General features: G+C 51.7%; 31 protein-coding genes and 1 pseudogene. 17 read left to right on the top strand and 15 right to left on the bottom strand.

Annotated elements, in window-relative coordinates; translation table 11 throughout:
* Positions 1 to 19 precede the first annotated feature (19 nt).
* Genes J1836_RS16680 through J1836_RS16660 form a run of 5 tightly spaced genes read left to right on the top strand, consistent with a single transcriptional unit; the run spans position 20 to position 3,500 of the window.
* A complete protein-coding gene (locus J1836_RS16680) occupies positions 20 to 1,591 on the top strand; it encodes a bifunctional aminoglycoside phosphotransferase/ATP-binding protein (protein ID WP_207252252.1) in 1,572 nt (523 codons plus the stop codon).
* Positions 1,581 to 2,480 carry a hypothetical protein gene (locus J1836_RS16675; protein ID WP_207252251.1) on the top strand — a complete coding sequence of 300 codons (900 nt, stop codon included), beginning with the start codon at positions 1,581 to 1,583 and terminating at the stop codon, positions 2,478 to 2,480. The genes J1836_RS16680 and J1836_RS16675 overlap by 11 nt, the downstream gene beginning before the upstream one ends.
* Before the next feature lie 6 nt (positions 2,481 to 2,486).
* Entirely contained in the window at positions 2,487 to 2,924 is a 438-nt protein-coding gene (locus J1836_RS16670; protein WP_207252250.1) for a type II toxin-antitoxin system RatA family toxin, read from the top strand.
* Entirely contained in the window at positions 2,911 to 3,252 is a 342-nt protein-coding gene (locus J1836_RS16665; RefSeq protein ID WP_207252249.1) for an RnfH family protein, read from the top strand. Before J1836_RS16670 ends, J1836_RS16665 begins: the two co-directional genes overlap by 14 nt.
* An 8-nt stretch (positions 3,253 to 3,260) precedes the next feature.
* Positions 3,261 to 3,500, top strand: coding sequence for a hypothetical protein (locus J1836_RS16660; RefSeq protein WP_242632893.1), 240 nt, complete (start codon positions 3,261 to 3,263; stop codon positions 3,498 to 3,500).
* Between the two features lie 6 nt (positions 3,501 to 3,506).
* Here the strand turns inward: J1836_RS16660 and J1836_RS16655 are convergent, their stop codons facing one another.
* On the bottom strand, positions 3,507 to 3,836 hold the full coding sequence (locus J1836_RS16655) for an outer membrane protein assembly factor BamE (protein ID WP_207252247.1): 330 nt from the start codon (positions 3,834 to 3,836) through the stop codon (positions 3,507 to 3,509).
* Between the two features lie 67 nt (positions 3,837 to 3,903).
* On the opposite strand from J1836_RS16655, the gene fur reads away from it, so the two are divergent.
* From fur to J1836_RS16630, 5 genes are all read left to right on the top strand, one after another.
* On the top strand, positions 3,904 to 4,323 hold the full coding sequence (fur, locus tag J1836_RS16650; RefSeq protein WP_207252246.1) for a ferric iron uptake transcriptional regulator: 420 nt from the start codon (positions 3,904 to 3,906) through the stop codon (positions 4,321 to 4,323).
* Between the two features lie 72 nt (positions 4,324 to 4,395).
* Positions 4,396 to 4,611 (top strand): 30S ribosomal protein S21, encoded by a 216-nt coding sequence (gene rpsU / locus J1836_RS16645; RefSeq protein WP_093068446.1) that lies wholly within the window; start codon positions 4,396 to 4,398, stop codon positions 4,609 to 4,611.
* A 1-nt stretch (position 4,612) separates the two neighbouring features.
* Complete coding sequence (locus J1836_RS16640) at positions 4,613 to 5,059, top strand: GatB/YqeY domain-containing protein (RefSeq protein WP_207252245.1); 447 nt, start codon at positions 4,613 to 4,615, stop codon at positions 5,057 to 5,059.
* Between the two features lie 41 nt (positions 5,060 to 5,100).
* Positions 5,101 to 6,162, top strand: a complete 1,062-nt coding sequence (gene hemE, locus J1836_RS16635; RefSeq protein WP_207252244.1) for a uroporphyrinogen decarboxylase — start codon at positions 5,101 to 5,103, stop codon at positions 6,160 to 6,162.
* A 27-nt stretch (positions 6,163 to 6,189) separates the two neighbouring features.
* Complete coding sequence (locus tag J1836_RS16630; protein WP_207252243.1) at positions 6,190 to 6,438, top strand: hypothetical protein; 249 nt, start codon at positions 6,190 to 6,192, stop codon at positions 6,436 to 6,438.
* Here the strand turns inward: J1836_RS16630 and J1836_RS16625 are convergent.
* The 9 genes from J1836_RS16625 to trpB all read right to left on the bottom strand — a co-directional run bounded on the left by J1836_RS16625 (position 6,435) and on the right by trpB (position 15,702).
* Positions 6,435 to 7,616, bottom strand: a complete 1,182-nt coding sequence (locus J1836_RS16625; protein ID WP_207252242.1) for an O-succinylhomoserine sulfhydrylase — start codon at positions 7,614 to 7,616, stop codon at positions 6,435 to 6,437. The two genes, J1836_RS16630 and J1836_RS16625, sit on opposite strands and share 4 nt — an antisense overlap.
* A gap of 3 nt (positions 7,617 to 7,619) precedes the next feature.
* Positions 7,620 to 8,240, bottom strand: a complete 621-nt coding sequence (locus J1836_RS16620) for a L,D-transpeptidase (RefSeq protein WP_207252241.1) — start codon at positions 8,238 to 8,240, stop codon at positions 7,620 to 7,622.
* A 10-nt stretch (positions 8,241 to 8,250) separates the two neighbouring features.
* On the bottom strand, positions 8,251 to 9,759 hold the full coding sequence (gene purF / locus J1836_RS16615) for an amidophosphoribosyltransferase (protein ID WP_207252240.1): 1,509 nt from the start codon (positions 9,757 to 9,759) through the stop codon (positions 8,251 to 8,253).
* 107 nt (positions 9,760 to 9,866) lie between these two features.
* The gene (locus J1836_RS16610; RefSeq protein WP_207252239.1) at positions 9,867 to 10,382 is read right to left on the bottom strand and encodes a CvpA family protein; all 516 of its coding nucleotides are present in this window, start codon (positions 10,380 to 10,382) and stop codon (positions 9,867 to 9,869) included.
* A 3-nt stretch (positions 10,383 to 10,385) separates the two neighbouring features.
* Positions 10,386 to 11,507, bottom strand: a complete 1,122-nt coding sequence (locus J1836_RS16605) for an SPOR domain-containing protein (protein ID WP_207252238.1) — start codon at positions 11,505 to 11,507, stop codon at positions 10,386 to 10,388.
* 75 nt (positions 11,508 to 11,582) lie between these two features.
* On the bottom strand, positions 11,583 to 12,803 hold the full coding sequence (folC, locus tag J1836_RS16600; protein ID WP_207252237.1) for a bifunctional tetrahydrofolate synthase/dihydrofolate synthase: 1,221 nt from the start codon (positions 12,801 to 12,803) through the stop codon (positions 11,583 to 11,585).
* A complete protein-coding gene (accD, locus tag J1836_RS16595) occupies positions 12,800 to 13,696 on the bottom strand; it encodes an acetyl-CoA carboxylase, carboxyltransferase subunit beta (protein ID WP_207252236.1) in 897 nt (298 codons plus the stop codon). The genes folC and accD overlap by 4 nt, the downstream gene beginning before the upstream one ends.
* Positions 13,697 to 13,717: 21 nt before the next feature.
* Positions 13,718 to 14,521 carry a tryptophan synthase subunit alpha gene (gene trpA / locus J1836_RS16590; protein ID WP_207252235.1) on the bottom strand — a complete coding sequence of 268 codons (804 nt, stop codon included), beginning with the start codon at positions 14,519 to 14,521 and terminating at the stop codon, positions 13,718 to 13,720.
* On the bottom strand, positions 14,518 to 15,702 hold the full coding sequence (gene trpB, locus J1836_RS16585) for a tryptophan synthase subunit beta (RefSeq protein WP_207253189.1): 1,185 nt from the start codon (positions 15,700 to 15,702) through the stop codon (positions 14,518 to 14,520). Before trpB ends, trpA begins: the two co-directional genes overlap by 4 nt.
* A 176-nt stretch (positions 15,703 to 15,878) precedes the next feature.
* On the opposite strand from trpB, the gene J1836_RS16580 reads away from it, so the two are divergent.
* Positions 15,879 to 16,898, top strand: coding sequence for an SH3 domain-containing protein (locus J1836_RS16580; RefSeq protein WP_207252234.1), 1,020 nt, complete (start codon positions 15,879 to 15,881; stop codon positions 16,896 to 16,898).
* Positions 16,899 to 16,937: 39 nt separating this feature from the next.
* Here J1836_RS16580 and J1836_RS16575 read toward each other — a convergent pair whose 3' ends face one another.
* The 3 genes from J1836_RS16575 to J1836_RS16565 form a co-directional block, all read right to left on the bottom strand.
* Complete coding sequence (locus J1836_RS16575) at positions 16,938 to 18,143, bottom strand: RNA-guided endonuclease InsQ/TnpB family protein (protein ID WP_207253188.1); 1,206 nt, start codon at positions 18,141 to 18,143, stop codon at positions 16,938 to 16,940.
* A 117-nt stretch (positions 18,144 to 18,260) separates the two neighbouring features.
* Positions 18,261 to 18,671 carry a type II toxin-antitoxin system VapC family toxin gene (locus J1836_RS16570; protein ID WP_207252233.1) on the bottom strand — a complete coding sequence of 137 codons (411 nt, stop codon included), beginning with the start codon at positions 18,669 to 18,671 and terminating at the stop codon, positions 18,261 to 18,263.
* 2 nt (positions 18,672 to 18,673) lie between these two features.
* Positions 18,674 to 18,910 carry an antitoxin gene (locus tag J1836_RS16565; RefSeq protein ID WP_207252232.1) on the bottom strand — a complete coding sequence of 79 codons (237 nt, stop codon included), beginning with the start codon at positions 18,908 to 18,910 and terminating at the stop codon, positions 18,674 to 18,676.
* A 126-nt stretch (positions 18,911 to 19,036) separates the two neighbouring features.
* Between J1836_RS16565 and J1836_RS16560 the strand changes: the two genes are divergently transcribed.
* From J1836_RS16560 to J1836_RS16540, 5 genes are all read left to right on the top strand, one after another.
* Complete coding sequence (locus J1836_RS16560) at positions 19,037 to 19,318, top strand: TA system antitoxin ParD family protein (protein ID WP_207252231.1); 282 nt, start codon at positions 19,037 to 19,039, stop codon at positions 19,316 to 19,318.
* On the top strand, positions 19,308 to 19,727 hold the full coding sequence (locus tag J1836_RS16555) for a PIN domain-containing protein (protein ID WP_207252230.1): 420 nt from the start codon (positions 19,308 to 19,310) through the stop codon (positions 19,725 to 19,727). The genes J1836_RS16560 and J1836_RS16555 overlap by 11 nt, the downstream gene beginning before the upstream one ends.
* A gap of 437 nt (positions 19,728 to 20,164) precedes the next feature.
* Complete coding sequence (locus J1836_RS16550; RefSeq protein ID WP_207252229.1) at positions 20,165 to 20,500, top strand: hypothetical protein; 336 nt, start codon at positions 20,165 to 20,167, stop codon at positions 20,498 to 20,500.
* A 293-nt stretch (positions 20,501 to 20,793) separates the two neighbouring features.
* Positions 20,794 to 21,234, top strand: coding sequence for a hypothetical protein (locus J1836_RS16545; RefSeq protein WP_207252228.1), 441 nt, complete (start codon positions 20,794 to 20,796; stop codon positions 21,232 to 21,234).
* Positions 21,235 to 21,483: 249 nt separating this feature from the next.
* Positions 21,484 to 21,675 (top strand): PDDEXK family nuclease, encoded by a 192-nt coding sequence (locus tag J1836_RS16540; protein ID WP_242632890.1) that lies wholly within the window; start codon positions 21,484 to 21,486, stop codon positions 21,673 to 21,675.
* Here J1836_RS16540 and J1836_RS16535 read toward each other — a convergent pair.
* Positions 21,672 to 22,741, bottom strand: a pseudogene (locus tag J1836_RS16535) (DUF1615 family protein). The gene J1836_RS16540 and the pseudogene J1836_RS16535 sit on opposite strands and share 4 nt — an antisense overlap.
* A gap of 180 nt (positions 22,742 to 22,921) precedes the next feature.
* Positions 22,922 to 24,037, bottom strand: coding sequence for a phosphoribosylanthranilate isomerase (locus J1836_RS21915; RefSeq protein ID WP_307792587.1), 1,116 nt, complete (start codon positions 24,035 to 24,037; stop codon positions 22,922 to 22,924).
* A 90-nt stretch (positions 24,038 to 24,127) separates the two neighbouring features.
* On the opposite strand from J1836_RS21915, the gene J1836_RS16520 reads away from it, so the two are divergent.
* Positions 24,128 to 24,856 carry a formylglycine-generating enzyme family protein gene (locus J1836_RS16520; RefSeq protein WP_207252227.1) on the top strand — a complete coding sequence of 243 codons (729 nt, stop codon included), beginning with the start codon at positions 24,128 to 24,130 and terminating at the stop codon, positions 24,854 to 24,856.
* The last annotated feature ends 7 nt before the right edge of the window (positions 24,857 to 24,863 follow it).

The following is a 24,863-nucleotide window of genomic DNA, read 5'->3' as shown; positions in this document are numbered from 1 at the left end:
CATATAAGAGAGACGGAGCATGTCCTCACACACATCTGACACGCTGTGGGAGGCAATGCGCAAACCCGCATTCTACCCACATACAACACACAATATACAAGTAATTCACACCCACATATCGACCGTATTCCTGACGGGCGTATTCGCTTACAAGATAAAAAAACCGGTCAACTTTGGCTTTCTCAATTTTTCTCAACTGGCTGATAGGCAATACTTTTGCGAAGAGGAACTGCGCCTTAACCGCCGTTTTGCCCCCAATTTGTACTTGGAAGTTGTGCCTATTTTATACCATGACGGGCATTACCATTTAGGGTCGAGCGCCGCTAACACAACCAACATTGTCGAATATGCGGTCAAAATGCGGCAATTCGACCCCACCCAGCAATTGGATTGCTTATTGTCAGCCAACCTGTTGCCATTGGAACACATGGACGTACTCGCCTCACGTCTTGCGGACTTTCATCAACAAGCAGAACAGACACCTAGCGACAGTGCTTATGGTCTACCTACTCATGTGCTCGCCCCAATGCAGCAGAATTTCCTCGCATTACGCCAGCATCTACATGAGCAGACACTATTAGAACGCCTGAGTTCACTGGAAAACTGGACGCAACAAACCTACGCCTGCCTACATGATCAACTCTTGCTGCGCCAACAGAACGGACACATCCGCGCCTGCCACGGCGACTTGCACTTGGGGAATATAGCCCTGATTGACGCTGAAATCACTTTTTTCGACGGAATCGAGTTCAGCGAAGCGTTACGTTGGATTGACACGGCTAGTGATGGCGCTTTCCTGATCATGGATTTAGAAGACCGAGACAAACCCGCATGGGCGAACCGGCTGCTGAATCAGTGGCTAATGGCAAGTGGCGACTACGCCGCCTTGCCATTGCTCACGTTTTACAAAGTGTACCGCGCCATGGTACGCGCCAAAGTTCAAGCCTTGCGGCTCAGTCAGCTTCAGGAAACGACCGAACGAGAGGCTTGCCTGCGCCAGTGCACTCACTACCTGACGCTGGCTGAGTCGTATACCCAACCCCAACACCCTGTGTTATTGATTACGCACGGCTTGAGTGGTTCAGGAAAATCGTGGGGTTGCCGCTCATTAGTGGAACAACTTGGCTGCATCCAATTACGGGCGGACATCGAACGCAAACGTAACTACCACGGCACACCTCAAGACTTGTACAGCACGGACATGAACACCCGCACTTATGACCGGCTGGCAGAGCTGACAAGCCTTGCGCTGGCTAATGGCTATGCGGTGGTCGTGGATGCTACTTTTTTGCAATACGCACAACGTCAACGTTTCCAGCAACTGGCGCGTATGATGCAGGTCGCCTTCCTCATCCTGCATTTCGATGGCACTCCCGCTGAACTGGAACGCAATATTTTACAGCGTCAACAAGCGGGCAATGATGCTTCAGATGCCGATATTGCCGTGCTGCATCAACAATTAACCCACTACAAACCATTGCAGGATAACGAGCCTTATGTAACAGTTCGCGTTAATGAAGGTTTACCGTTAGCAAGGGTACAAGCCCTGCTTGACTACTCAAAAAAACATGGAGTCGAAAATGCATCATAACTTTTTGTCACGTTGCCTGATGACCGCAATGACTGTCGGCATAGTCGGTGCTGCTCAAGCAGACACTAAATTGACCTATACCGATACCGGGTTTGCTCCCCAAGAGCGTCAAACCATCATCCAGATTCACGGCGACAAAGTGCGCATGGGTGAAGTCGGTAGCGATATTTACTCGCTGTTCGACAATACCAAAAAGACCCTGTACACCATCAATACCAAAACCAAGCAATTCATTGAAACCACACCGGATAAAACCCGTGAACGCATGACCAAAGTGGTCGAAATGCAAAACCAGTTCAAAGAAGAAATGAAAAAGCAAATGGCTTCCATGCCGGAAGACCAACGCAAGCAGGTTGAAGCACGAATCCAACAAAGCGAAGCGGCACTCAAAGCGCCGCCGCCCGCCATCAAAATGGAAAAAACCGAACGCAAAGAAACCATTCAAGGCATGGAATGCAGTATTTCCACGGTCAAAATGGATGACAAAGCCGTGCGTGATGTGTGCATCGCTGCCAGCGGCATGGACGAGGCTGACCACAAAATGCTCGTTAGCATGTTTGAATACATGGACAGCATTGCAGCAGAATCGGCGAAAGCACAAGGCGCAACCCCACCGAGCGAAGGATCAGCCAGTTTACACCGCGAAGGTTTAGCGTTACGTATTCAAGCCTTACCAGAAGGCCCACGTAGCGAATTGAGTAGCTTGAAAAAAGACGCGTTAGCCGATACCGACTTCGCGATTCCAACCGGCTTTGCCGTCTTTGAACCGACAGCCGCTGCACCACCGACAGCCGCCCCAGCGAATAACTCTGCCCCAGCCCCAGCCCCTGCTGCTGCACCCGCCGCCGCAACGCCAGCACCAGCGGCTGCTCCTGTACCCGCTAAGTAACGTTGCATGGCGCAGATTAATCGAAGTGCATTAGTACCGTACAGCGCGGCACAGATGTATCAATTGGTGGATGGCATTAGTCTTTACCCGCAGTTCCTGCCGTGGTGCAGGACGGCGGTGGAACACCAACGCGATGCCGATCAAGTCAAAGCGAGTATCGAAATCGCCAAAGGGGCAGTGAACAAACGATTCACCACCCTAAACCGCTTACAACACAATAAAACCATTGAAATGCGCCTGATTGACGGGCCTTTTCAACACCTGCATGGTTTTTGGCGCTTTGATGAACTCAAGGCAGGTGCGTGTAAAGTTTCGCTGGACTTGAATTTTGAATTTTCCAACAAGATCATGAGCCTAGTGGTTGGTCCTGTGTTTAATCAGGTTGCCAATACGCTAGTGGATTCTTTTGTCGAACGAGCGAGAAAAGTGTATGGCAGCGCCTGAAACGCTTCGCATTGAAGTTGTCTACCCCTTACCTCACGAGCAGTTGATCCTGACTGCACAAGTGCCAGAAGGCGCTAGCATACGCGATGGTATCCAAGCCTCTGGTGTGTTGGGGCGTTACCCTGAACTGGCTCTGGATACGTTAGAAGCAGGTATTTTCGGCAAGCTAGCCAAACTCGATACACCGTTACGTGAACGTGACCGCATTGAAATTTACCGCCCTTTGCTTGCTGATCCTAAAGCCGTGCGCAAACAACGGGCGGCTGAGGGCAAGGTCATGAAAAAAGGCGGCAATAGTAACGACACCAGCACGCCGGAGGACGCGTAATGCACGGCATGGTGCCACCTGACCCATCGGGTGAAGGTGTCTCACAAGCAGCATACGCTACCGTCTACATGCCAAAACGCAAAGCCAACCGCAACCGTTTCCCAGCGAGCTGCATTACCGCCTACCCCACCGCACAAGAAGCCCTAGACGCTGCACGCGATGATGACAAACGGGTCGCCGCTATCGTACAAGGCCCTTCAAAATCGTCCGAAGGGCAGTACATTTTTTATTTACGTCAGTGGTTATGATTACCGTTATTTCGGCTTAACCGTCACGGGCGCAACATCGTTACGAATATCGCGGACTACACCATTCTGGAAAAACACCGTGACGCTACTACGCTGTACCGTGCCTTCAGGCGCTTTCAGGTAGAACACATAATCCCAACGGTCTTTATGAAAATCATCGACTAACAAGGGCGTCCCCAGTGTGGCTTGTACTTGACTCGCACTCATGCCGGGTTTCACCAATGCCAGTTCTTCACGGGTGATGTAATTACCTTGCTGAATTTCCATTTTATAAGAGCTACAACCGCCCAATAACAGGACGGCAGAAAGGGTGAGTGAAATGATAGGCTTTATCATGTTAGTCTTGTATCGTCCAAAGTAAACATGGGCATCATAATAGACTATTCAGGATGGAGAGTGCAGAGTGGAAGAGAAGGATATTAGACGCGTCGGATTAAAAATCACCCAACCACGGGTTAAAATCCTCGATTTATTAAGCAATTCTCGCGAACATCACCTGAGTGCTGAAGATATTTACAAGTCACTCATTGGCAACGGCGAAGAAATTGGTCTAGCTACCGTGTACCGCGTCCTCACCCAATTTGAAACCGCAGGCTTGGTGCATCGCCACCATTTTGAAGGCGGTCAAGCCGTGTTTGAGCTGGCAACCGAAGATCACCACGACCACATGGTGTGCATGAAAACCGGCAAAGTGGTCGAGTTCCATGACCCCATTATCGAGCAACGTCAACTCGAACTGGCAAAGCTGCATAACTTCCGCATCACCGATCATTCTTTGATCCTCTACGGCGAGTTTGTCGGAGAAAACGACAAAACCTCCTGAATGTTTTGCATTTAGCTGGCAGGCGGGTATAATCTCGCGCTTTACTCAATTGTGGATTTGAGACAGATTTGTATGCCTAGTGTAAAAGTACGTGATACCGAGCCTTTTGAAGTTGCTCTGCGCCGTTTCAAGCGCACCTGTGAAAAAGCTGGCGTTGTAGCTGATGTTCGCGCTCGTGAATTCTATGAAAAACCCACCTCTGTACGCAAGCGTATGCGTGCTGCAGCTGTTAAGCGCAACCTCAAGCGCATTTCTCGTGACCTAAACCGTCGCGTGCGTCTGTTCTGATATGAGCCTCAAGGCACAAATCACCGAAGACATGAAAACCGCCATGCGTGCGCATGAAAAGGCGCAGCTTGGTGTTATTCGTCTGATTCTCGCGGCAATTAAGCAGCAAGAAGTGGATACGCGCGTCGAAATGGATGATACCGCCATACTGGTGGTGTTAGACAAAATGACCAAACAGCGCCGCGAATCCATCCGTCAATACGGCGATGCAGGCCGTACTGATCTGGTCGCTCAGGAAGAATACGAACTGGGTATTATCCAGACTTACCTTCCACAACCCCTCAGTGCCGCCGAATTGGATGACCTCATCCAGCAAGCGATGGCTGAAACGGGCGCAACCTCTGTACGCGACATGGGCAAAGTCATGACATGGCTAAAACCCAAAGCGCAAGGCCGTACCGACATGGGACAAGTGAGCGGACTGATCAAGACCCGTCTCGGCGGCTAATACCTGCCAATCTTCTACGCATTTAGTTCAGGGGTGTCGATATGACCGATCTTAAAAACGACCGTTTTTTACGCGCACTCCTGAAACAGCCAGTCGATACCACGCCCATTTGGATCATGCGTCAAGCTGGGCGCTATTTGCCTGAATACCGTGCTACCCGCGCCCGCGCTGGCAGCTTCATGGATTTGTGCAAAAATGCCGACCTTGCTTGCGAAGTCACCCTGCAACCGCTAGAGCGTTACGCACTGGATGCGGCAATCCTGTTTTCCGACATTCTCACCGTCCCCGATGCCATGGGCTTAGGCTTGTATTTCTCGGAAGGCGAAGGCCCGCGCTTCACTAACCCCGTGCAAAGCATGGCGGATATTGAAAAGATTGGCATTCCCGACCCCGAAGGCGAATTGCAGTACGTGATGAATGCAGTCCGCACCATCCGCCGCGAACTTAACGGACGCGTGCCGCTGATCGGATTCACCGGCAGCCCGTGGACACTGGCCACGTACATGGTGGAAGGCAGTTCCAGCAAGGAATTCGCCAAAGTGAAGGGTATGTTGTATGACAACCCTAAAGCCCTGCACTTGCTGCTGGACAAGCTCGCCGACAGCATTATCCTGTACCTAAATGCGCAAATTGCCGCCGGTGCGCAAGCCGCGATGATCTTTGATACGTGGGGTGGCTCGTTAACACCCGCCACTTACCGTGAATTTTCACTGCGTTACATGCAAAAGATCGTTGATGGCGTGACCCGCGAAAACGATGGGCGCAAAGTTCCTGTCATCCTATTCACCAAAGGTGGGGCTCAATGGCTTGAACCGATGGCAGATACGGGTTGTGATGGCTTGGGGCTGGATTGGACGATTAATATTGCCGATGCTCGCGCCCGTGTGGGTGATAAAGTTGCGTTGCAAGGCAATATGGATCCTTGCGTGCTGTATGCGTCACCGGAGGTGATTCGTCAGCAAGTCGCTGCCATTTTAGCAAGTTACGGGCAAGGGTCTGGGCATGTGTTTAATCTGGGGCATGGCATTCATCAGCATATTAACCCCGAAAACGTCGCTGTACTAGTAGACGCCGTACACGAATTAGGGCGACAATATCACTAGTCATTAATTTCTCTGGGAAATTAAAGTATGAGTTGTATGCTGCCTCCCGTTTGCGTATTTTGCCAACATTTTCTGGAGAATAACCTCGACAGAGAATGTCAGGCATTCGAAGAAATCCCCAATGCCATTATGGATGGCAAGTGTGATCACGTCGAGCCTTACCCCGGCGATGGCGGCTACCGTTTCCAGCTAATACCTGCCGAGCGCAATACATTTCTGGAATTGAATGACATTAGGCGGGAATTTAACCTCCCCGCCTTTCGCCTACCTGATTAAGCGACCACCAAACCACGCGCAAGGTCGCGCTGAATATCCCGAATACTTTCCAGCCCGACCGACACCCGCACCAAACCGTCAGCGATACCCGCCTGCACTTTTTGCTCAGGTGTTAGCCTGCCGTGGGTAGTGGTAGCGGGGTGGGTAATCGTAGTTTTAGTATCACCTAAATTCGCCGTAATCGACAACATCTGCGTGGCATCAATCACTTGCCACGCCGCATCCTGCCCACCGTTAACGATAAACGACACAATGCCACCGAAACCACTTTGCTGTCGCCGCGCCAGTGCATGTTGGGGGTGCGATGCCAACCCCGGATAGTGTACCCTCTCAATAGCGGGATGTGCTTCCAACCATTGTGCAAGTTGCAAGGCATTATCGCAATGCGCCCTCATCCGCAAGGAGAGGGTTTCCAGACCTTTCAGGAAAATCCACGCATTGAAGGGACTCATGCTCACACCACCGTTGCGTAATACGCCGTACACCTCTTTGCCAACCCGTTGCTTATCGCCGACAACAGCACCGCCTAAGGCACGTCCCTGCCCATCCAGATACTTGGTAGCAGAATGCACCACAATATCCGCGCCCAATTCCAGCGGGCGTTGCAACGCAGGCGTACAAAAGCAGTTATCGACCACCAACAGACTACCGTTACGGTGTGCTAAATCTGCTAATTCCCGAATATCAACAATTTCTGTCAAGGGATTCGCAGGGGTTTCCACAAACAATAAACGCGTATTCGGCTGCAAAGCCGCTTCCCACCCTGCCATATCGGTCAAATCGACGAAGCTAAATGCCACGCCGAATTTACCCACAATGTTTTGCAACAATAAAGTAGTCGTACCAAACACCGCACGGGAGCACACGACGTGATCCCCCGCTTTCAACAAACCTAGCATGACCGCCAAAATCGCTGACATGCCCGTGGAGGTAGCGACACACGCCTCACCACCTTCTAAAGCAGCCAAGCGATCCTCGAAGTAGCGTACCGTCGGATTGGTGAAACGAGCGTAAATATTACCCGGCTCACTCCCCCCAAAACGGGCTGCCGCTTCAGCCGCACTCCTGAATACAAAGCTGGACGTCGGAAAAATTGCCTCCGAATGCTCGCCTTCATTCGTGCGCACATGTCCGGTACGGATTGCCAGTGTTTCAAAATCCCACTCGTTGTCGATCAATGCTTATCCCTCGTGCTTTTGGGTAATCACCACCAGCGTGTTTTCATCCACGCGCTCAAATAAATCAATCACTTCCTTGTTACGCATCCGAATGCAGCCGTGAGAAGCAGGCGTACCAATTTTGCCCTCTTCCCCTGTACCGTGGATATAAATGAAACGTTCTTTGGAGGTTTGATTACTCGGCTCTAAACCATCCAGCCACATAATTCGGCTAGTCACGTAATCATCAGGGCTATCTGCTCCCGGTGTCGTAAGAATTTGTACTTTCTCACCCGTATTTTGGCGGGCTTTGAAAATAGTGCCCAACGGCGCACCATCACCAATCTTTTGCGCAATACGGTGGACACCCAAAGGCGTTTGGTCGCTGCCTTTTGCGCTTCCTAAACCCTTGGTCGCCGTAGAAATATCCCAAGCACCCGTTTCCACGCCATTTTCCAGCAGAAATAGCTTTTGGGCGGTAGCGTCGATTACCAACACTTTTGCTGTCGAGTGGCTCGGAAAATCTTGCGCCAACTTAGCAATAATCGACGTAAAACGCCCATCCGCTGCCGCAGCAAGCGGCGCTTGTTGTACTTGTATGGGCGGTGGTAAATTCAGCGAAGGCGCTGCATCCGGTTCAGCCATAACTGCCCCACTACTCATCACTGTTACAAATATCAATGGCAGCCATGTTTTTTTCGCGTTTTGTTTGTTCTGCGTCATTACGTAAAGCCTCTAGTTCAGCAAAATAATTCTCATCTTCTCCCGTCGCGTAATGCCCGGTGAAAACGGAACAGTCAAAGTCTTTCAAGCGCGGATTGCCCTTGCTCACCGCTGCAATCAAGTCCTCCAGTGGCAAATACACCAAGCGATCAACCCCAATCGCTTCTGCCACCTCTTCTTCGGTACGCCCATGCGCAATAAGTTCCTTAGCAGCAGGCATATCAATGCCATAAATGTTTGGGAACTTAATCGGCGGCGAAACCGAGGCAAAATACACTTTTCGAGCACCCGCGTCGCGTGCCATTTGCACAATCTCGCCGGAAGTCGTACCGCGCACAATCGAATCATCCACCAACATCACGTTTTTACCCTTGAATTCTAAGGCTAACGGATTAAGTTTCTGCCGCACCGATTTCTTGCGCTTCGCCTGTCCCGGCATAATAAATGTGCGCCCGATATAACGATTCTTGATAAAACCTTCGCGGTAAGGCACGCCCAAGGTATACGCCATTTCCAATGCCGAAGTACGGCTGGTGTCAGGAATCGGAATCACCACGTCGATGTCATTATCCGGCCAATCGCGCATCACCATTTCCGCCATTTTGCGCCCCATGCGCATCCGCGCTTTGTGCACGAATACATTATCGATAATCGAATCGGGGCGAGCAAAATACACATATTCAAAAATGCAGGTGCTGTAACGCGGGTTCTGCGCACATTGGCGCGTGAAAACTTGACCATCGGGGCGAATAAAAATCGCCTCACCCGGTTCAATGTCGCGCACCAAACGATAGCCTTGCACATCCAACGCCACGCTTTCAGAAGCCAACATGAATTCTTTACCGTGCGGCGTTTCACGCACACCATAAACCAAGGGACGAATGCCATGCGGGTCACGAAAACCCACCAAGCCATCACGCGTCAACATGGCGACAACCGCATATGCACCTTTGCAACGCCGATGCACCCCTTCGACTGCTGAGAAAATATCTTCGGGGCGTACATGCAGCGCATCTTGCCGCAGCAACTCTTGCGCAAAAATATTCAATAGAATTTCAGAATCGGATTCCGTATTGATTTGGCGACGATCCTGTCGATACAACTCTTTCTTCAACACATGGGCATTAGTGAGGTTGCCATTGTGTGCCAAGGAAATACCGTAAGGGCTATTCACGTAAAACGGCTGTGCTTCAGCAGAAGACGATGACCCCGCCGTTGGGTAACGCACATGTCCTATCCCCATATTGCCTTGCAACATCGCCATGTGACGTTCATTGAAAACGTCCTTCACCAAGCCATTGTCACGGCGCAGATACAACTTTCTGCCGTCGCTGGTCACAATCCCCGCAGCGTCCTGTCCACGATGTTGTAAAACCGTCAGGCCATCATAAATGGCCTGATTAACCGATTCATGACCGATAATCCCGATAATTCCGCACATAACAAGTCTTCCGGTGAAACGAAAACGTCATATTCTAACCCCGTCAAAACAAAACAGCCATGCACGATCGTACATGGCTGCTGGATTCACGGAGCATTTCCCTACACTTAGGGTTTGCTGGAAAAAATACCTGGCAGATCTTCTGGCAGTTTGTTGGGAATCATCTCTTTCAGAACACCAGCGGTTTCCTCGAACCACGGCATTAACCGCGAATCTTGCCACCACGCTTCTTTGGAGAAATTTCCCACCGCACCAAACAATAACACCAGCAGCGTCACAATCAAGCCACCCCGCAAGATGCCAAACGCCCCGCCCAACAAATAGTCAACGCCCCCAAGCCCTACGGATGACACCGCAGCACTGAGCAGGTGATTGATGATAGAACCAACAATCAATACCCCAAGGAAAATGACCACAAAGGCAATCACGACTTGTCCGATCTTATCCTGCACCGCAAACGGCACATGCACCGCTAATTCTTTGTAGTAAAGAAACGCAAATGCCAGTGCCGCTAGCCATGTTGCCAAGGAAAGTGCTTCCCTGACAAATCCCCTGACCAAACCAATAATAGCGGACAAGACGATCAGGACAATGATACTGAGATCCAGAATATCTGCTGTCATGGATTACTTGCTGCTAGTCACAAAGCTGCCTTGAATCGCCGCATTTTGCTTGTAGCGTGACTTCATTTTAACTTGTGCGGCATCAGCATCCGCACGGTTAGCAAAGCCACTCACATTGACACGGTAAACAGGCTTGCCATTCACGGTCGCCGTGGAGACCGCCACATTGTAACCGTCCGCTTTCAGAGGCGCTGCTGCTGCATCGGCTTTAGCCTTGTCGGCACTTGCCAATACTTGGATAGAGAAGCTACCCGCACCACCTGCTGCCGCACCCGGTTTTGCATTCGCCAATGCTAACGATTTAGCAGCCGCTTCTTTTTCAGCCGCAAGCTTAGCCGCAGCAATCGCTTTATCTTCTGCTTCCTTCTTAACCGCTGCTGCTTTATCAGCCGCCGCTTTTGCACCAGCTTCTGATGCGGCTCTAGGCACTGGCTTTTCGTTTACCAACACCACTTTGGAACTGGCTTTTTTCTCAACAGGAGTAGCATCGTTATTGCTGGCAGCCTTGTCTTGCTGAGCCGCAGGGGCAGCAGCTTTCGCAGGAGCAGCAACCGCTTGTTGTGGTACTGCCGGAATAGCGGCAGGCGCGGCAGAACCTTGACCTTGCGCAGCCTGTGCTGGTGCAACAGAACCCGCTTTCGCATTGCCTGTACCCATGCTGCCCGTACCGTCTTTCACTTTACCGTCAGTATCAACCAAATCACGTACTTCACCGTTAGTACCGGCTGGACGTACATCAAAGCCCGTCGTATTCGCCACCGTCTCAGGCAATTTCACATCAACACCGGGAATCAAGTTAGCCACACCTGTGCCAGCGGCTTGACCAGCGCCCGCCGCCGCTTGTTGGGCGTTAGCACCTTGCTGCTGGGTAACATCAATGCCTGCTGCTTGACCAGCACCCGCTTGTTGAGCGGCATTCGGGTCTTCACCGACAATACTAGGCTTTTGCGCATCGCCGATACCGGGGAAACCCAGAATCGGTTTGGTTTCACCGGTTTGATTCATTGCCATGTCCTGTTGACCTTCACGGTTCTTGCCTTTCAGCAACCATGCCAACAGCAACGCAGCAACCAGCACCAGCACTACCGCGCCAATCATACGTTTGGTTGTGGCTTTATTATCCATGTAATTCACTGCTCCTTAATCTCTATTTGACACTCGAAAACTATTGATTCGCGCTGTTTAGCGACGGATGCAAGCTCAGCCTCGTTGGGGAACGAGAATTTCCAGCATACCAGATACTACCAGAAAAGAGCCGAAAGCCACTACCCTAGCCTGTTTTTCTGCACTTAAGTACACAGAATTCCACGCTGACTGAAAATCCGAGTAGGTATAAATGGGCACTTGCACCCCACTTGCTTTTATTTTATCTGCAAGCGCATCACTGCTAAGTGCACGATTCCCTGACAAGGACACCACATGCCATTCGTCCAGCACGGCTGACATTATTTCAACCACTCCGGCAATATCCTTATCTGCAAGTATAGAAAAAATTGCAAATGTTTTACCGTTTAACGGATTTTTTTTCAGCCAAGCCGCTAATTCTTTGGCGGCATGAGGATTATGCGCCACATCCACAATCACTTCGGGCTGCTCATGCACCCGCTGCATTCGTCCCATGAGGCTAACGGATTGCAACCCTTGGTGAATATTTTCCGCCGAAACTGGCAAGCGCTCCGCCAATTGTTGCAACGCTGTCACCACGCACGCCGCGTTTTGGCGTTGCACATCCCCCAGCAACGCAGGTTGCGGAATACCTGCACTGGTAAAATCCTGACCGTATTGCAACAACGGCGCACCGATACGCGCTGCCTCTGCCGCAATAATCGCGGGCGGCTGTGGGTCGCCACACACTACTGGCTTGCCTGCTCGCATAATCCCCGCTTTTTCGCGTCCAATCGCTTCACGGGTCGAACCTAGCCAATCCACATGATCAATGCCGATGCTGGTAATAACCGCCACATCCGCATCCCACAGATTGCAAGCATCCAGCCGCCCACCCAACCCCACTTCCAACACAATCACATCAACGTTGGCTTGCAAGAAACAATACACCGCCGCCAATGTGCCAAATTCAAAATACGTCAGATCAATATCATCACGCGCATGATCAATCGCTGCAAAGGCTTGGCAAATCGCCGCATCGCTGACAGGTTCAGCATTGACGGCAATGCGCTCGTTATAACGCAGCAAATGAGGGGAGGTGTATGTGCCGACACGGTAGCCTTGCAGCATCAGAATGCGTGTCAGCATCGCACAAGTCGACCCCTTGCCATTCGTCCCGCCGACAGTCATCACAGGGACAGGGAGTTGCAGCAAATCCATGCGTTCCGCAACGTCATGAATGCGCCCCAACCCCAACTTGATAGCTGTCAGGAACTGATGCTCCTGCCAGCGCAGCCAATCATCAAGTGTATTCACGCCGCATCCAACACTGACTCACCGAGGGGGCTGGGTTTGTGCTGCATGATAGACACCAAATCCGCAATGGTTTCACGCAAATCTTTGCGATGCACGATCATGTCAATCGCGCCCTTTTCTTGCAGAAATTCGCTGCGCTGAAAACCTTCTGGCAGTTTTTCACGTACTGTCTGTTCAATCACACGCGGCCCCGCAAAGCCAATCAAGGCTTTCGGTTCACCGATGTGGATATCGCCCAACATCGCAAAACTTGCCGACACCCCGCCCATTGTCGGGTCAGTCAGCACCGAAATAAACGGCACACCTTTTTCACTCAAACGCGTCAAGACCGCGCTGGTTTTGGACATTTGCATCAACGAGAACAACGCTTCCTGCATCCGCGCCCCGCCACTCGCCGCAAAGCAAATGTACGGAATCTTTTGCGTCATCGCCGCTTCTGCGCCGCGCACAAAACGTTCGCCGACCACAGACCCCATCGAGCCGCCCATGAAACGGAAATCGAACGCCGCTGCAACCAATGACACGCCCAACACTGTGCCTTTCATCACGATCAGCGCGTCTTTTTCGCCCGTCTCTTTTTGCGCCGCCGCTAAACGGTCTTTGTATTTCTTGGTGTCGCGGAATTTCAGCATGTCGGTCGGCGCAACATTCGCACCGATTTCTTCACGCCCTGCCGCATCCAAAAACACCTCCAAGCGTCGCCGCCCAGACAGGCGCATGTGGTGATTGCACTTGGGGCAAACGTCCAGATTACGTTCCAATTCCGCACGGTACAGCACCGCTTGGCAGGATGGGCATTGATGCCACAAACCTTCTGGGATGGATTTCTTTTCGGTATTGGTCGCGTCGGTACGGATGCGTGATGGTAGACGCAGTTTTTCAAACCAGCTCATGTATTCTGTTTACCCCTAGGTTCAAGCATCCAGCGCAGTACGCATGGAGACCAGCAAGTCACTGATGTTATTCATGATAGCAGTATGGTCGTCAGGTGTCGCTTCGATCTGTTTGATCACCGCACTACCGACTACCACCGCATCGGCGGTTTTCGCGACAGCGGCGGCGGTTGCCGCGTCTTTAATGCCGAAACCTACGCCTAATGGCAAATCAGTGTGTTGGCGAATTTTGGCAATATGTGCAGCGACTTGCCCAACATCCAAGGTGCTTGCGCCTGTCACACCTTTCAGTGAGACGTAGTAAATGAAGCCACCGCCTGCTTGCGCCACCGTTGTAATACGCCGCTCCGGCGTAGTCGGCGACAACAGGAAAATCGGGTCAATGCCGTGCTCACGGAACAACGGCAATACACCCATGCCCTCTTCCGGCGGTAAATCCACCGTCAACGCGCCATCAACGCCTGCTGCTTCCGCTGCTTTGGCGAATTCAACGTAACCCATGATTTCAATCGGGTTCAAATAGCCCATCAGCACCACGGGCGTGGTGGCGTCGGTTTGGCGAAATTCTGCGACCATGCCGAGGATGTCGTGCAGGCTGGTGTTGTGTTTCAGGGCGCGTTCGTGCGCTTGCTGGATCGTCGGGCCATCCGCCATCGGGTCGGAAAACGGCACACCGAGTTCGATAATGTTTGCACCCGCTGCCACCATACGATGCATGAGTGGCACAGTGATGGATGGGTGCGGATCGCCCGCCGTGACGTAAGGAATCAATGCGGTTTTGCCCTGTGCTTTGAGGGCGGCGAAACAAGCGGCGATGCGACTCATAGCGTAATGCCCTCCAGCCGTGCAATGGTATTGATGTCTTTATCGCCACGCCCGGAGAGGTTGACGATAATGCTTTGGTCTTTAGACATGGTAGGCGCAAGTTTCATCGCGTAAGCCAGCGCGTGGCTGCTTTCCAGCGCGGGAATAATGCCTTCGATGCGGGTTAAAGCGTGGAAACCTTGCATCGCTTCCACATCCGTCACCGATACGTAATTGGCACGCCCGATGTCCTTTAACCAAGCGTGTTCGGGGCCAACACCAGGGTAGTCCAATCCGGCGGAAATCGAATGGGTTTCGATGATTTGCCCGTTGCTGTCTTCCATTAAGTAAGTGCGGTTGCCGTGCAATACACCCGGTTTGCCTGCGCACAATGGGGCGGCATGTTTGCCGGTTTCGATGCCATCGCCGCCTGCTTCCACGCCGTAAATCGCGACGGATTCATCCGCGAGGAAGGGGTGGAACAAGCCGATGGCGTTCGAGCCACCGCCAACGCAAGCGACTAACGCATCCGGCAAACGCCCTTCCTGCTCCAGAATTTGCTCACGCGCTTCACGCCCGATCACGGATTGGAAATCGCGCACCATCGCGGGGTATGGGTGGGGACCTGCGACGGTGCCGATAATATAAAAGGTGTCATCAACGTTTGTTACCCAGTCGCGCATCGCTTCATTCAAAGCGTCTTTGAGGGTTTTTGAGCCGGAAGTGACGGGGACAACGGTAGCACCGAGCAATTTCATGCGGAACACGTTGGGAGCTTGGCGTTGCACGTCTTCTGCCCCCATGTACACCACGCATTCCAAACCGAGGCGGGCGGCGATGGTGGCGGAGGCGACACCGTGCTGACCTGCACCCGTTTCAGCGATAATGCGCTTCTTGCCCATGTGTTTGGCGAGCAAGGCTTGACCGATGGTGTTGTTGATCTTATGTGCACCGGTATGGTTCAGGTCTTCACGCTTGAGATAAATTTTTGCGCCGCCGAGTTCACGTGTCCAGCGTTCCGCCAAATACAGGGGGCTGGGGCGACCGACGTAGTATTTAAGGTCACGGTCGAATTCGGCTTGAAAGGCTGGGTCGTTTTTGAGCTTTTCGTAGGCTTGTTCGAGTTCGTAGATGGGTTCCATCAACGTTTCTGCGACGAAACGCCCGCCGTATGCGCCAAAATGCCCGGCTTTGTCCGGCATGGCATTCCAGTTGAATTCGCTGAATTTCACGTTACCGCGCTCCTACGTAGAAGATCGTAAAAACGGGGTAAGTTATCATAAGCGGCAAAACCTAGCTATGTTACGGTTGGGTTATCTGCCTTGCGATAGGCGCATTATGTTATCGTTGACTTTTAGCTGACTGAGGGAAACACACCATGTTACGCAAACTAACCCTCCCCCTATTGCTCACCACGCTTACCATGCTGTTATGGGCAGGCTCGGGCGTCGCCGCTGATGCTTACGTGGCAGAAAAAGCTGATAAAATTACGATTGGCACAGGTGTCAGGGTACGCACCACGCCCGCCACCAGCGCCGTTGAAACAGGCAAGCTCCCGCTGGGGACAAACTTCACCTCCATCCAACATACTGCGACCAAAGCAAAAATAGGCAGCCAGTCTGATTATTGGTATCGGCTGGACGCGCCGCTCAAGGGCTGGGTATTCGGCGGATTGTTACGCAGTTTCGACCCAGCGAAAGCCGATGCTGCCCACCTCGCCCTGATACGTGAAAAACTCGGTGAGGCAGACAAAGTATACGGCGGCCTCTATGGTAGCGACCACGAAAACCAGTCGCCGCTCAGTTTCGCCGATGCAGTGGAAGTCAGCCAGTTTGCGAACCGCGCCGCAGCCAGCAGCAAGAACCCCGAAACCCAAGGTGAACTGGAACTAGCCTACTGGCGAGCCATACAAATTTCACTCTTCAAAATTCAATCAGAACAAGCGACCAAAGCCCCCTACGCCGCATGGCTAAAACAGCTCGGCAAAAAAGTGTTTTATACGGAGCCAAGTGCTGAATACCTCGTCAACCCGGACAATTACTGGAAACTCGCCGACCGCCACAAACAGGACACCATCGGTGATGCCATTGCGTGGCAAGCAGCCAATGCTTTTGTCGGTGGTGAATGTGAAGGTTCCATCAGTTGCATGTCCGGGCGCAGCCTGATGATGGAAGGCGAATACCTCAAGCGTTACCCCAAGGGCAAGCATGTCGAAGCGGCCTTACAACATGCCAACAACAGCTTGGCATACATCAGGAAGGAATGGAAAAACCAGCCGGATGAACACACTGACGTGGAGTTGAAAGAATGGCAAAGCATTCTTGCGCCGCTAGCCGATTCCAAAGCCGCCAAAGAGGCTCGCCAACACCTGAAGGCTTTACAGGCATTACGCAATTGACATCCTCCTCTCCCAAAAGGAAGAGGATTCCTACTGCATTCAGCTAGATAACTGACTTACTTCGGTGGGTTCTTGCTTCACAGAGCGACTTAGTGCCGCATCTCCACAAGCTAACAAGCGGTATCCCCGCTCTAAAACATTGATTGCGCCGACATGATCAGCGTTATTTTCGTAATGGCATTGCACACACACAAACTGCGCTTGCGTCTGACGATTGTCCGCCGCCACATGGTGACATTCGGGGCATTCTTGGCTGGTGTAGTGTGGTGGCACAGCGAACAACATGCCGCCTTTCCATGCCAGCTTATAGTCGAGCTGCCGCCGGAATTCGCCCCAACCTTGATCGAGGATGGCTTTGTTTAAGTCGGATTTCTGGGCAACGTTCTTGCCGGGGTTTTCTGCTGTGCCTGCCGCTGACTTGGACATATTGCCTACCTGCAAATCTTCGATGAACACGAGCGCGTGGTTTTGGCTGAGCGTGGTCGTTGCCTTGTGCAGGAAATCGCGGCGGGCGTTGGCGATTTGTATGTGAATTTTTTGAACTTTAGCTTTGGCTTTTTTCCAGTTGTTACTGAATTTTTGCTTGTGCGCCATGCGCCGTTGGTATTTGGCGAGTTTAGCGGCTTTGGTTTTGAAGCTGTTTCGCGGTTCGATGTATGTGCCATCCGAGAACGTGGCAAAGCGGGCTATGCCAAGGTCGACACCGATAGCCGTAGTCGCTGTTGAAGGAACAATCGCCACTTCCCGCTGGGCAATGCCCTGAGCCTGTCGAAGGGTTTGGATGCTCACAAACCATTTACCGCCCTTGCTGGAAACCGTGACATTGCGCAATTCACCCAACACATCGCGGCTGTTGTGGTAGCGTATCCAGCCGAGTTTGGGCAGGAAAATCCGGCTATTGCTTTGGTCGAGCTTGATTTGCTTGGGGTCAGGGTAGCGGAAGCTGTCGCCATTGCCTTTGCGCTTGAATCGCGGGAAGTCGGCGCGTTTGGCAAAGAAGTTTTTGTAGGCTTTTTCCAAATCTTTGAGGGCATGTTGCAAGGCTTGTGAGGGCGCATCCTTTAACCATGCCGAACCCTGTTCTCGTTTCCAAACGGGAAGCCATGCCGCCATCGTCACATAACTGATGAACTTGCCAGCGGCTGCATGGTTGGCTTGCTGCAACGCTAACGCCTTGTTGTAAACAAACCGACACAACCCCGCGTAACGGCGCAAGTTGCGCTGTTGCTCGCCGTCGAGTTTCAGCCGACAAACGGAAGAGGGGCAGCGATGCCACCCTCGCTCTGCATCCCCGCCCTGACTTGTGCTGAGCTTGTCGAAGTAAGGACGAGGTTTTACGCGAAAGACTGATAAACAGCCAACTTATGGCAATAGCCAGTTTTCCACGACCAACCCCGGCACGCGTTTAAACTCGTCAGTATTATCGGTAACAGCCACCAAACCCAAATGCAAAGCGTGGGCTGCAATCAGCAAATCATTCGGGCCGATAATCTGCCCAGCAGCTTCAAGATAGGCACGGATTTCCGCATAGACATGGTCTGCTGAGGCATCAAACGGCAGTACGTCGATCATCGTAAGTATTTGTTCCACCCACGCCGTCAGGGCTGGGGAATTACGTTTCTTTGCGCCAAAACGCAATTCAGCGGCAACGATAATACTCGTGCAGACAGCCCCCTCACCGACACGCTGCAAATGTTGGTAGACGTTGCCTTGAGGTTCGCGAAATAGATTGGAAATGATATTGGTGTCAAGCAAGTAGCGGTAATTTGTCATCGTCAAAACACCACATCATCCAGCGGTGGTAGATTGTCTATGTCGGGGAAATCTATATCTGATGGTTTGCAAGCAGCGAGAAAGGCAAGCAATGAGGGGCGTTGCAGGGCCTCGATGATCAAACGGTTGCCTTCACGGCGAATAATCGCTTCATTCCCTGCCAATTCAAATTCGCGGGGGATGCGGATGGCTTGGTTGCGCCCGTTGCGGAACAGGCGGACGTGGCGTTCGGCTAACATGTTGACCTCCTGATCTGGCATATACACAAGCCTATGCTAGAGCAAGGAGAAGGTGAATGCAACCTACTTGTCGAGGCAAACAAACAGAGTGTAATATGGAAACCATTGGTAACTAATGGTGACGATATGGCAGTCAGCGTAAAACTTTCCGACGAAACCGTTACATCCGCACGGCAACAGGCGCAAGTGTTTCAGCGCACCTTGGGCGGACAAGTGGATTATTGGGCAAAAATCGGCAGGCTTGCGGAATTGCACCCCGGTTTGACGTTTGATTACCTGCAAAAATTGATGCGGGAAAACCGCTTGCAACAACTGGATGCCAACCAGCCTGTGCAAAAACAATTCAACGCACTGCGGTTAAAAACACGTGGCTATCGCTTTGACCGCGAGGATGCCAATGCCCGCTAAGGTTTTCCTTGATTCCAATGTGCTGATTTATGTGTATTCGGAAGATGAATCAGAAAAGGCGACACTTGCCCTACAATGCGCTCAAGAACCGGACGCTTGGATCAGTACGCAGGTATTGAACGAGGTCAGCAATGTCTTGCGCCGCAAACAAAAGCAGGCTTACGCGGATATTTTGAATGTCATCCACGAATTGCAAAGCAATTTCCAAATCACCACCGTGACAACCAAGACGATTGAGCAAGCCCTGTTGCTGGGGGAACGTTACCGCTATAGCTATTTTGATAGCCTGATGTTGGCAAGTGCGCTGGAACAGGGCTGTACGGTTTTGTATTCCGAAGATATGCAGCATGGGCAAATCATTGAGGGTTTGTTACGGATTGTTGACCCGTTTGATGGGCTAGCGGATTAGGAAATTACGCCGCTTGTTTCACAGGCAAGCTAGCGCACGCCCATTGAGCCTTCTTATTGCAAAACGTTTACGATGTCCCAACGGCGTTCGGTCAGGCGGGAAAAGAATGCCGCAGGGGTTTAGAAATTGAGGGTTTCACCCTGATAGCTTGTGTGTTGCGCGAGTTTTCCTGCGGCGTGTAAGTCTGCTTTCAAATCCGTTTGTGATAGGCATAAGGTTCACCACTAATCCGTGACGTTCATCACAATAATCACATTATTCATCTAAAAATAGTTGCTTTTTTGAACAAAATTTTCTTGTAGATGCTAGATGCTAGATGCTAGATGCTAGCATATTAAATAATCTTATCGAATTAATGTGCCAGCTTGGGTTGAGAATCAGCATCTATCAAAAACACCTCAACCCCAAATTCATAAACTTACAATGGGGAGTCTACAATGCCTTTAACATGTCCAAAATGCCGCTCTACAAATATAGACAAGAAAAATTATGGCAAGCGAACTGGGGCTACTATTGGAGGAGTAGCTGGAGGGGTAGGTGGATACTTAGGTGTAGCATCTGGAGCAGCAGCCGGTGCTGAAGCAGGAGCTGCTGTAGGTCTCATTGCTGGCCCAGTGGGAGCCGCTGCCGGAGCAACTCTTGGGTTAATTAGTGGCGCTATTCTCGGTGCTTTCACGGGAGGCGCTGCTGGGGCAAAAGCAGGGGAAGTAATAGATAACCATGTTTTAGACAATTATACCTGCTTACAGTGCTCACATAGTTTTTCCGAATAAAAGTTCATTCTTAAATTTTTTACTGGAGAGATAAAATGATTAAACAAAACACCATCAACGATGCAGGGGACAGCACTTGTATGGACTGCGGTAGAAGCAGGGAAAACTGCTATTGCAGCATCCCTTTTGATGATGACGATGATCAAAATAGCCTGTCTTTATCACCGATATCATTCAACTCTGTAGCACATCAACTACCGACGGAAAGGGTGAAATACATTATTTTACCCAATAGCCATCTATAAGAGTGTAGAGCAATGAACTATTTAAGTAGCCATTTTAGGAACATGATAATGCTCAGTGTTAATGGGATCAGCATTGTCGCATACGGATTTGTACTTGATTCCTTGATCAAATTATTCAGCATTGACTCTTATAGTGCTCATACCCTGATTATTATCGGCTCGATTGCTGCTTTCCTTCCACTAATCATCAAGATTGATATTTTTGAGAAAAGAGCTAGCAGGGAAGATAGCCATCTAATATTCTGGAAAAAGAAAGAATATAAAACAACAACCTGTGTGCAGTATAGCCTGTTAGGTATCCTGCCTATTGGCGAACCTAGAGAAATAAATAGTGAGCACTCACTAGACCAGCCATCTATACAAACGATAGGCAATGACATCGGGGATACCTTGCGGTTGGCAAGTCATTTTTTACCTATAGTAAACAGCTACATTGACACAGCTATTAATCTAAAAAAATTAGCGGCACTGCCAGCGCCACAAAAATAGTAGTTGTTATTTCCGACCCCCGTCATTCTCGTTGCCTGAGCATAGCCGAAGGCAACCCTGATTTTGCCAAGCCCCCTGAAACGGTCTACTATTCCCAAAGACACACGACGGAGCATTCCCATGCCAGCAACTGAAAATCACCCCAGAAGACTACCTCGCCACAGAAATGGATGCGCCCACCCGCAGCGAATACGTGCAAGGCGAAATCTACGCAATGGCAGGCGCGAGTGACGGGCATGTTACCGCCAATTGACCAGCTTGCAAGAATACGTACTGATTGACCCACGCACCTACCGCGTCGACGTATTCCGCCGCACCCCACAAAACCGCTGGGAACTGTTCAATTTTGAAGGTGCTGATGCCGAAGTCGAATTTGCCAGCATCAACTTTCACTGCCCAATGCAAGACATTTACGAAGACGTGGATTTTGAACTGGTCTAGCCGCCATTTCTCACCGCCAAACACCGCTGATAACGCCCATACACCGTATCCGCGAACTTCCCCGTCGTCAAAATCCGTGACGTTTTCTCGCTATGCAACGTAATACTAGGCACTTGCGCATACACCGGCATTTTGCCCGTCGCCTTCGCATACGTTGCCCGAATCAGCTTATAAGTCGGGGTATCATTGAAACCCAGCGTTTTTCCTGCATCAAATCCCGCCGGATTTGCCAGTCTTTCAAATTCAGTGCAAAGGTTTTGTTAATCGTGCGTAACGCCTGCTCCGTACCACTCACGGTGATAGCAGCACTGCCATCGGCTTTGTATATCAACAAATCGCCATCACTTGCCAACGGCTGCTTGTTCAATGCCGCAATCACCGTCTGAAACGCCGCGTTGCGGCTGCTGTAACGCCCCGCATTAAAATCCGCAAAACGGTACAGCTTTTTGTCGTAGCCCGACTCGTACCCCAACAACAATAACGTCCCGTAATACAAGCCCCCTTTACGGGTGTAAAGTTTATCGCGGATTTGGTAAATCTCTTGCAGCGACAACACCTTACCACCGCGCCGTTGGGTTTCCTGCTGTACCGCAAAATCCACCGCCACCTGCATCGAGCCGATGGTGTCAATTTCGTTGCTGCCCTCGATAAAATCACGCGCAAAGCGGTTATCTACCAACAAGCCCAACTTGTATTGCCGCGCATAATCGCCCAAACCCGCCACCAACTCGCGGTAAGCCAGATCCAAATCGCGCTCGGTTTTGGCACGACGAATACGCTGCATAAAGCTGTCATTCGCACTGGGAAAACGGTTAAGGAAGGTAAGCGCCCCACCGCGTAAAATTGACAGTTTACTGAGCTTCTCAACCACCGCCTTCTCAGACATCTTACCTAAATTCGGAATCGTGGGGTTCGCCACAAAGCCCGATTCTTGGTCAGCCACCGCAATAATCGCACACACGTTTTCACGGTTCTGCGGCAGGCCGTGCGAATGCAGCACCTCCAACACATCACTCGCCCAACCACGTGGATCAGCCACCGCCGGTTCTGCTGCCTTGATCAACATAACGGTTGGCAACAAACCGAACGCTGGCGCAGCAGGTGTGGTGGCGACCACTTTTGGCTCACCCGCCCAATAATCCTTCACCGTAGGATAAGCCCACACACCCCCTGCCAGCACCACAATGCCCAACAACCAGCGCCCAAACTGCTGCAACGTTTCCAAAAATCCCTCAATCATGGGCGCTTAATGCTCCGCCTCATACGGCAACGACGAATGGTGCAAGAAAATCACCAGCCGCCCATCACTCGCCCGCCGATACGCAAAGGTAAACTCCACTTTGGTCTCCGCGCCCGTTTTTGCATCGGTGAAATAATAATTCCCCATCGCCCCCGCCGAATCCACATCCAAAAACAGACTGTTATTCTCAAAGCGCACCGCCGCCCACGGATGCAACGCAAACCCATGATCTTCGTGGTGATCGCCGCCCACAAAATACGAAAGCGCCTGCTCAAACGTTTCGCGGAACTGGTCATGCGCCGCTTTGGTCGGTTTGAACAACACCTTGCCCTCACCGTAATTGTATAAACGCCGCACCAGTACTTGCGCTGCTGCTTTCGCCGCCGTTGCATCACCCGCGAGTTTGCCAATCGCCACCAAACCGTCTGCCCACGTTTGCTGCGCTTGCAACACTTCCGCCTCAGTAATCGCGGGGTGAATCGCCAAATAATTTGCCAGCCGCACGCCTGTCATAAAGGCTTGCACCTTCGCCACATCCTTTACACCGGGCGCGGATTCCACCCCGCTGCTGACATCCACCGCATATACACGACTGGTGCGGATTGCTTCCGCCACATTCTCCGCCGTCAACCCGCCCGCCAGAATAATCGGCTTAGGGTAGTCCTGCGGCACTTGTGTCCAATCAAAGGTTTCGCCCGTGCCGCCCGCAGCACCCGGTGCATGGCTATCCACCAAAAAGCCGTGCGCATCAGGGTAACAATCCGCATACGCCGCAAAACCACCCGATTCCGCCAAGCCTTTCATCCCCACCGCTTTCAGGTACGGGCGTGAAAATTGGCGGCAATACTCTGGCGTTTCCGAACCATGAAATTGCAAAACATCCAACGGTACGGCTGCCAACACGTTGCGCACAAAGTCCGCATCTGCATCCAAAAACAAGCCGACTACCGTCACAAAGGGTGGTATAGCGCGGCAAATCTCCACCGCTTGCGCGATGCTCAAGTTGCGTTTGCTCTTGGGATAAAACACCAAACCCACTGCATCCACACCCGCAGTGCCGACCATTGCCGCATCTGTGCCAGAGGTGATTCCGCAAACTTTTACCCGACAGCGCATAGCCATGATTCCTTAGCGACTAAAAGCCGCAAAGTTATCACAGACAGCTTGTCAGCCAAACAGGAAAGCGCAACGGCGTTGCTTTACGATAAGTGCATGAATGCAACATTACCCGACTACAACATTGCCCTCCCCTTGCCCCGCATGGTCAACATTCCACCGGGTCGTTTTCTCATGGGCGGGCTAGATGAACGCGACGCTGTGGAAGGCGGTTGCACCATCAACGAACGCCCGCCGCGTTATGTGTACATTGCCGCCTTTGCACTAGGGCGCTACCCCGTTACTTTTGAAGAATACGATGCATTTTGCGAAGCAATGGGCTTTCCACTGCCCGACGACCAAGGCTGGGGACGCGGCAAGCATCCGGTGATTAATGTAAGTTGGGACGATGCGCAAGCCTACTGCCGCTGGCTCAGTGCCTTGAACGGCGTACATTACCGCCTACCTTCCGAAGCGGAATGGGAATACGCCACCCGTGGCGGTATAAACGCGGCGTACCCGTGGGGAATGCAGGCAACCGCGCAACACGCCAACCACGCGATGCAGCACGGCATGACCACACCCGTCGGCACATACCCCGCGAATGCGTTCGGCTTGCACGACTTATGCGGTAATGTGTGGGAATGGGTACAAGATTGCTGGCACGATTCCTACCACGGCGCACCCGTCAACGCACAAGCGTGGGAAGAAGCAGGCAACCACCACGAGCGCGTGCTGCGTGGCGGTTCATGGAATGACAGACCGCGCTATTTACGCGCCGCCTATCGAGTCAAAGATTATCCGAGCGGTCGCCAGATTTTCCGTGGCTTCCGCGTGGCGCGTTAACGCTGCA

The organism is Thiothrix fructosivorans, from assembly GCF_017349355.1.
In the GTDB taxonomy this organism is placed as follows: domain Bacteria; phylum Pseudomonadota; class Gammaproteobacteria; order Thiotrichales; family Thiotrichaceae; genus Thiothrix; species Thiothrix fructosivorans.
This window is presented reverse-complemented; position numbering and strand designations above follow the sequence as displayed.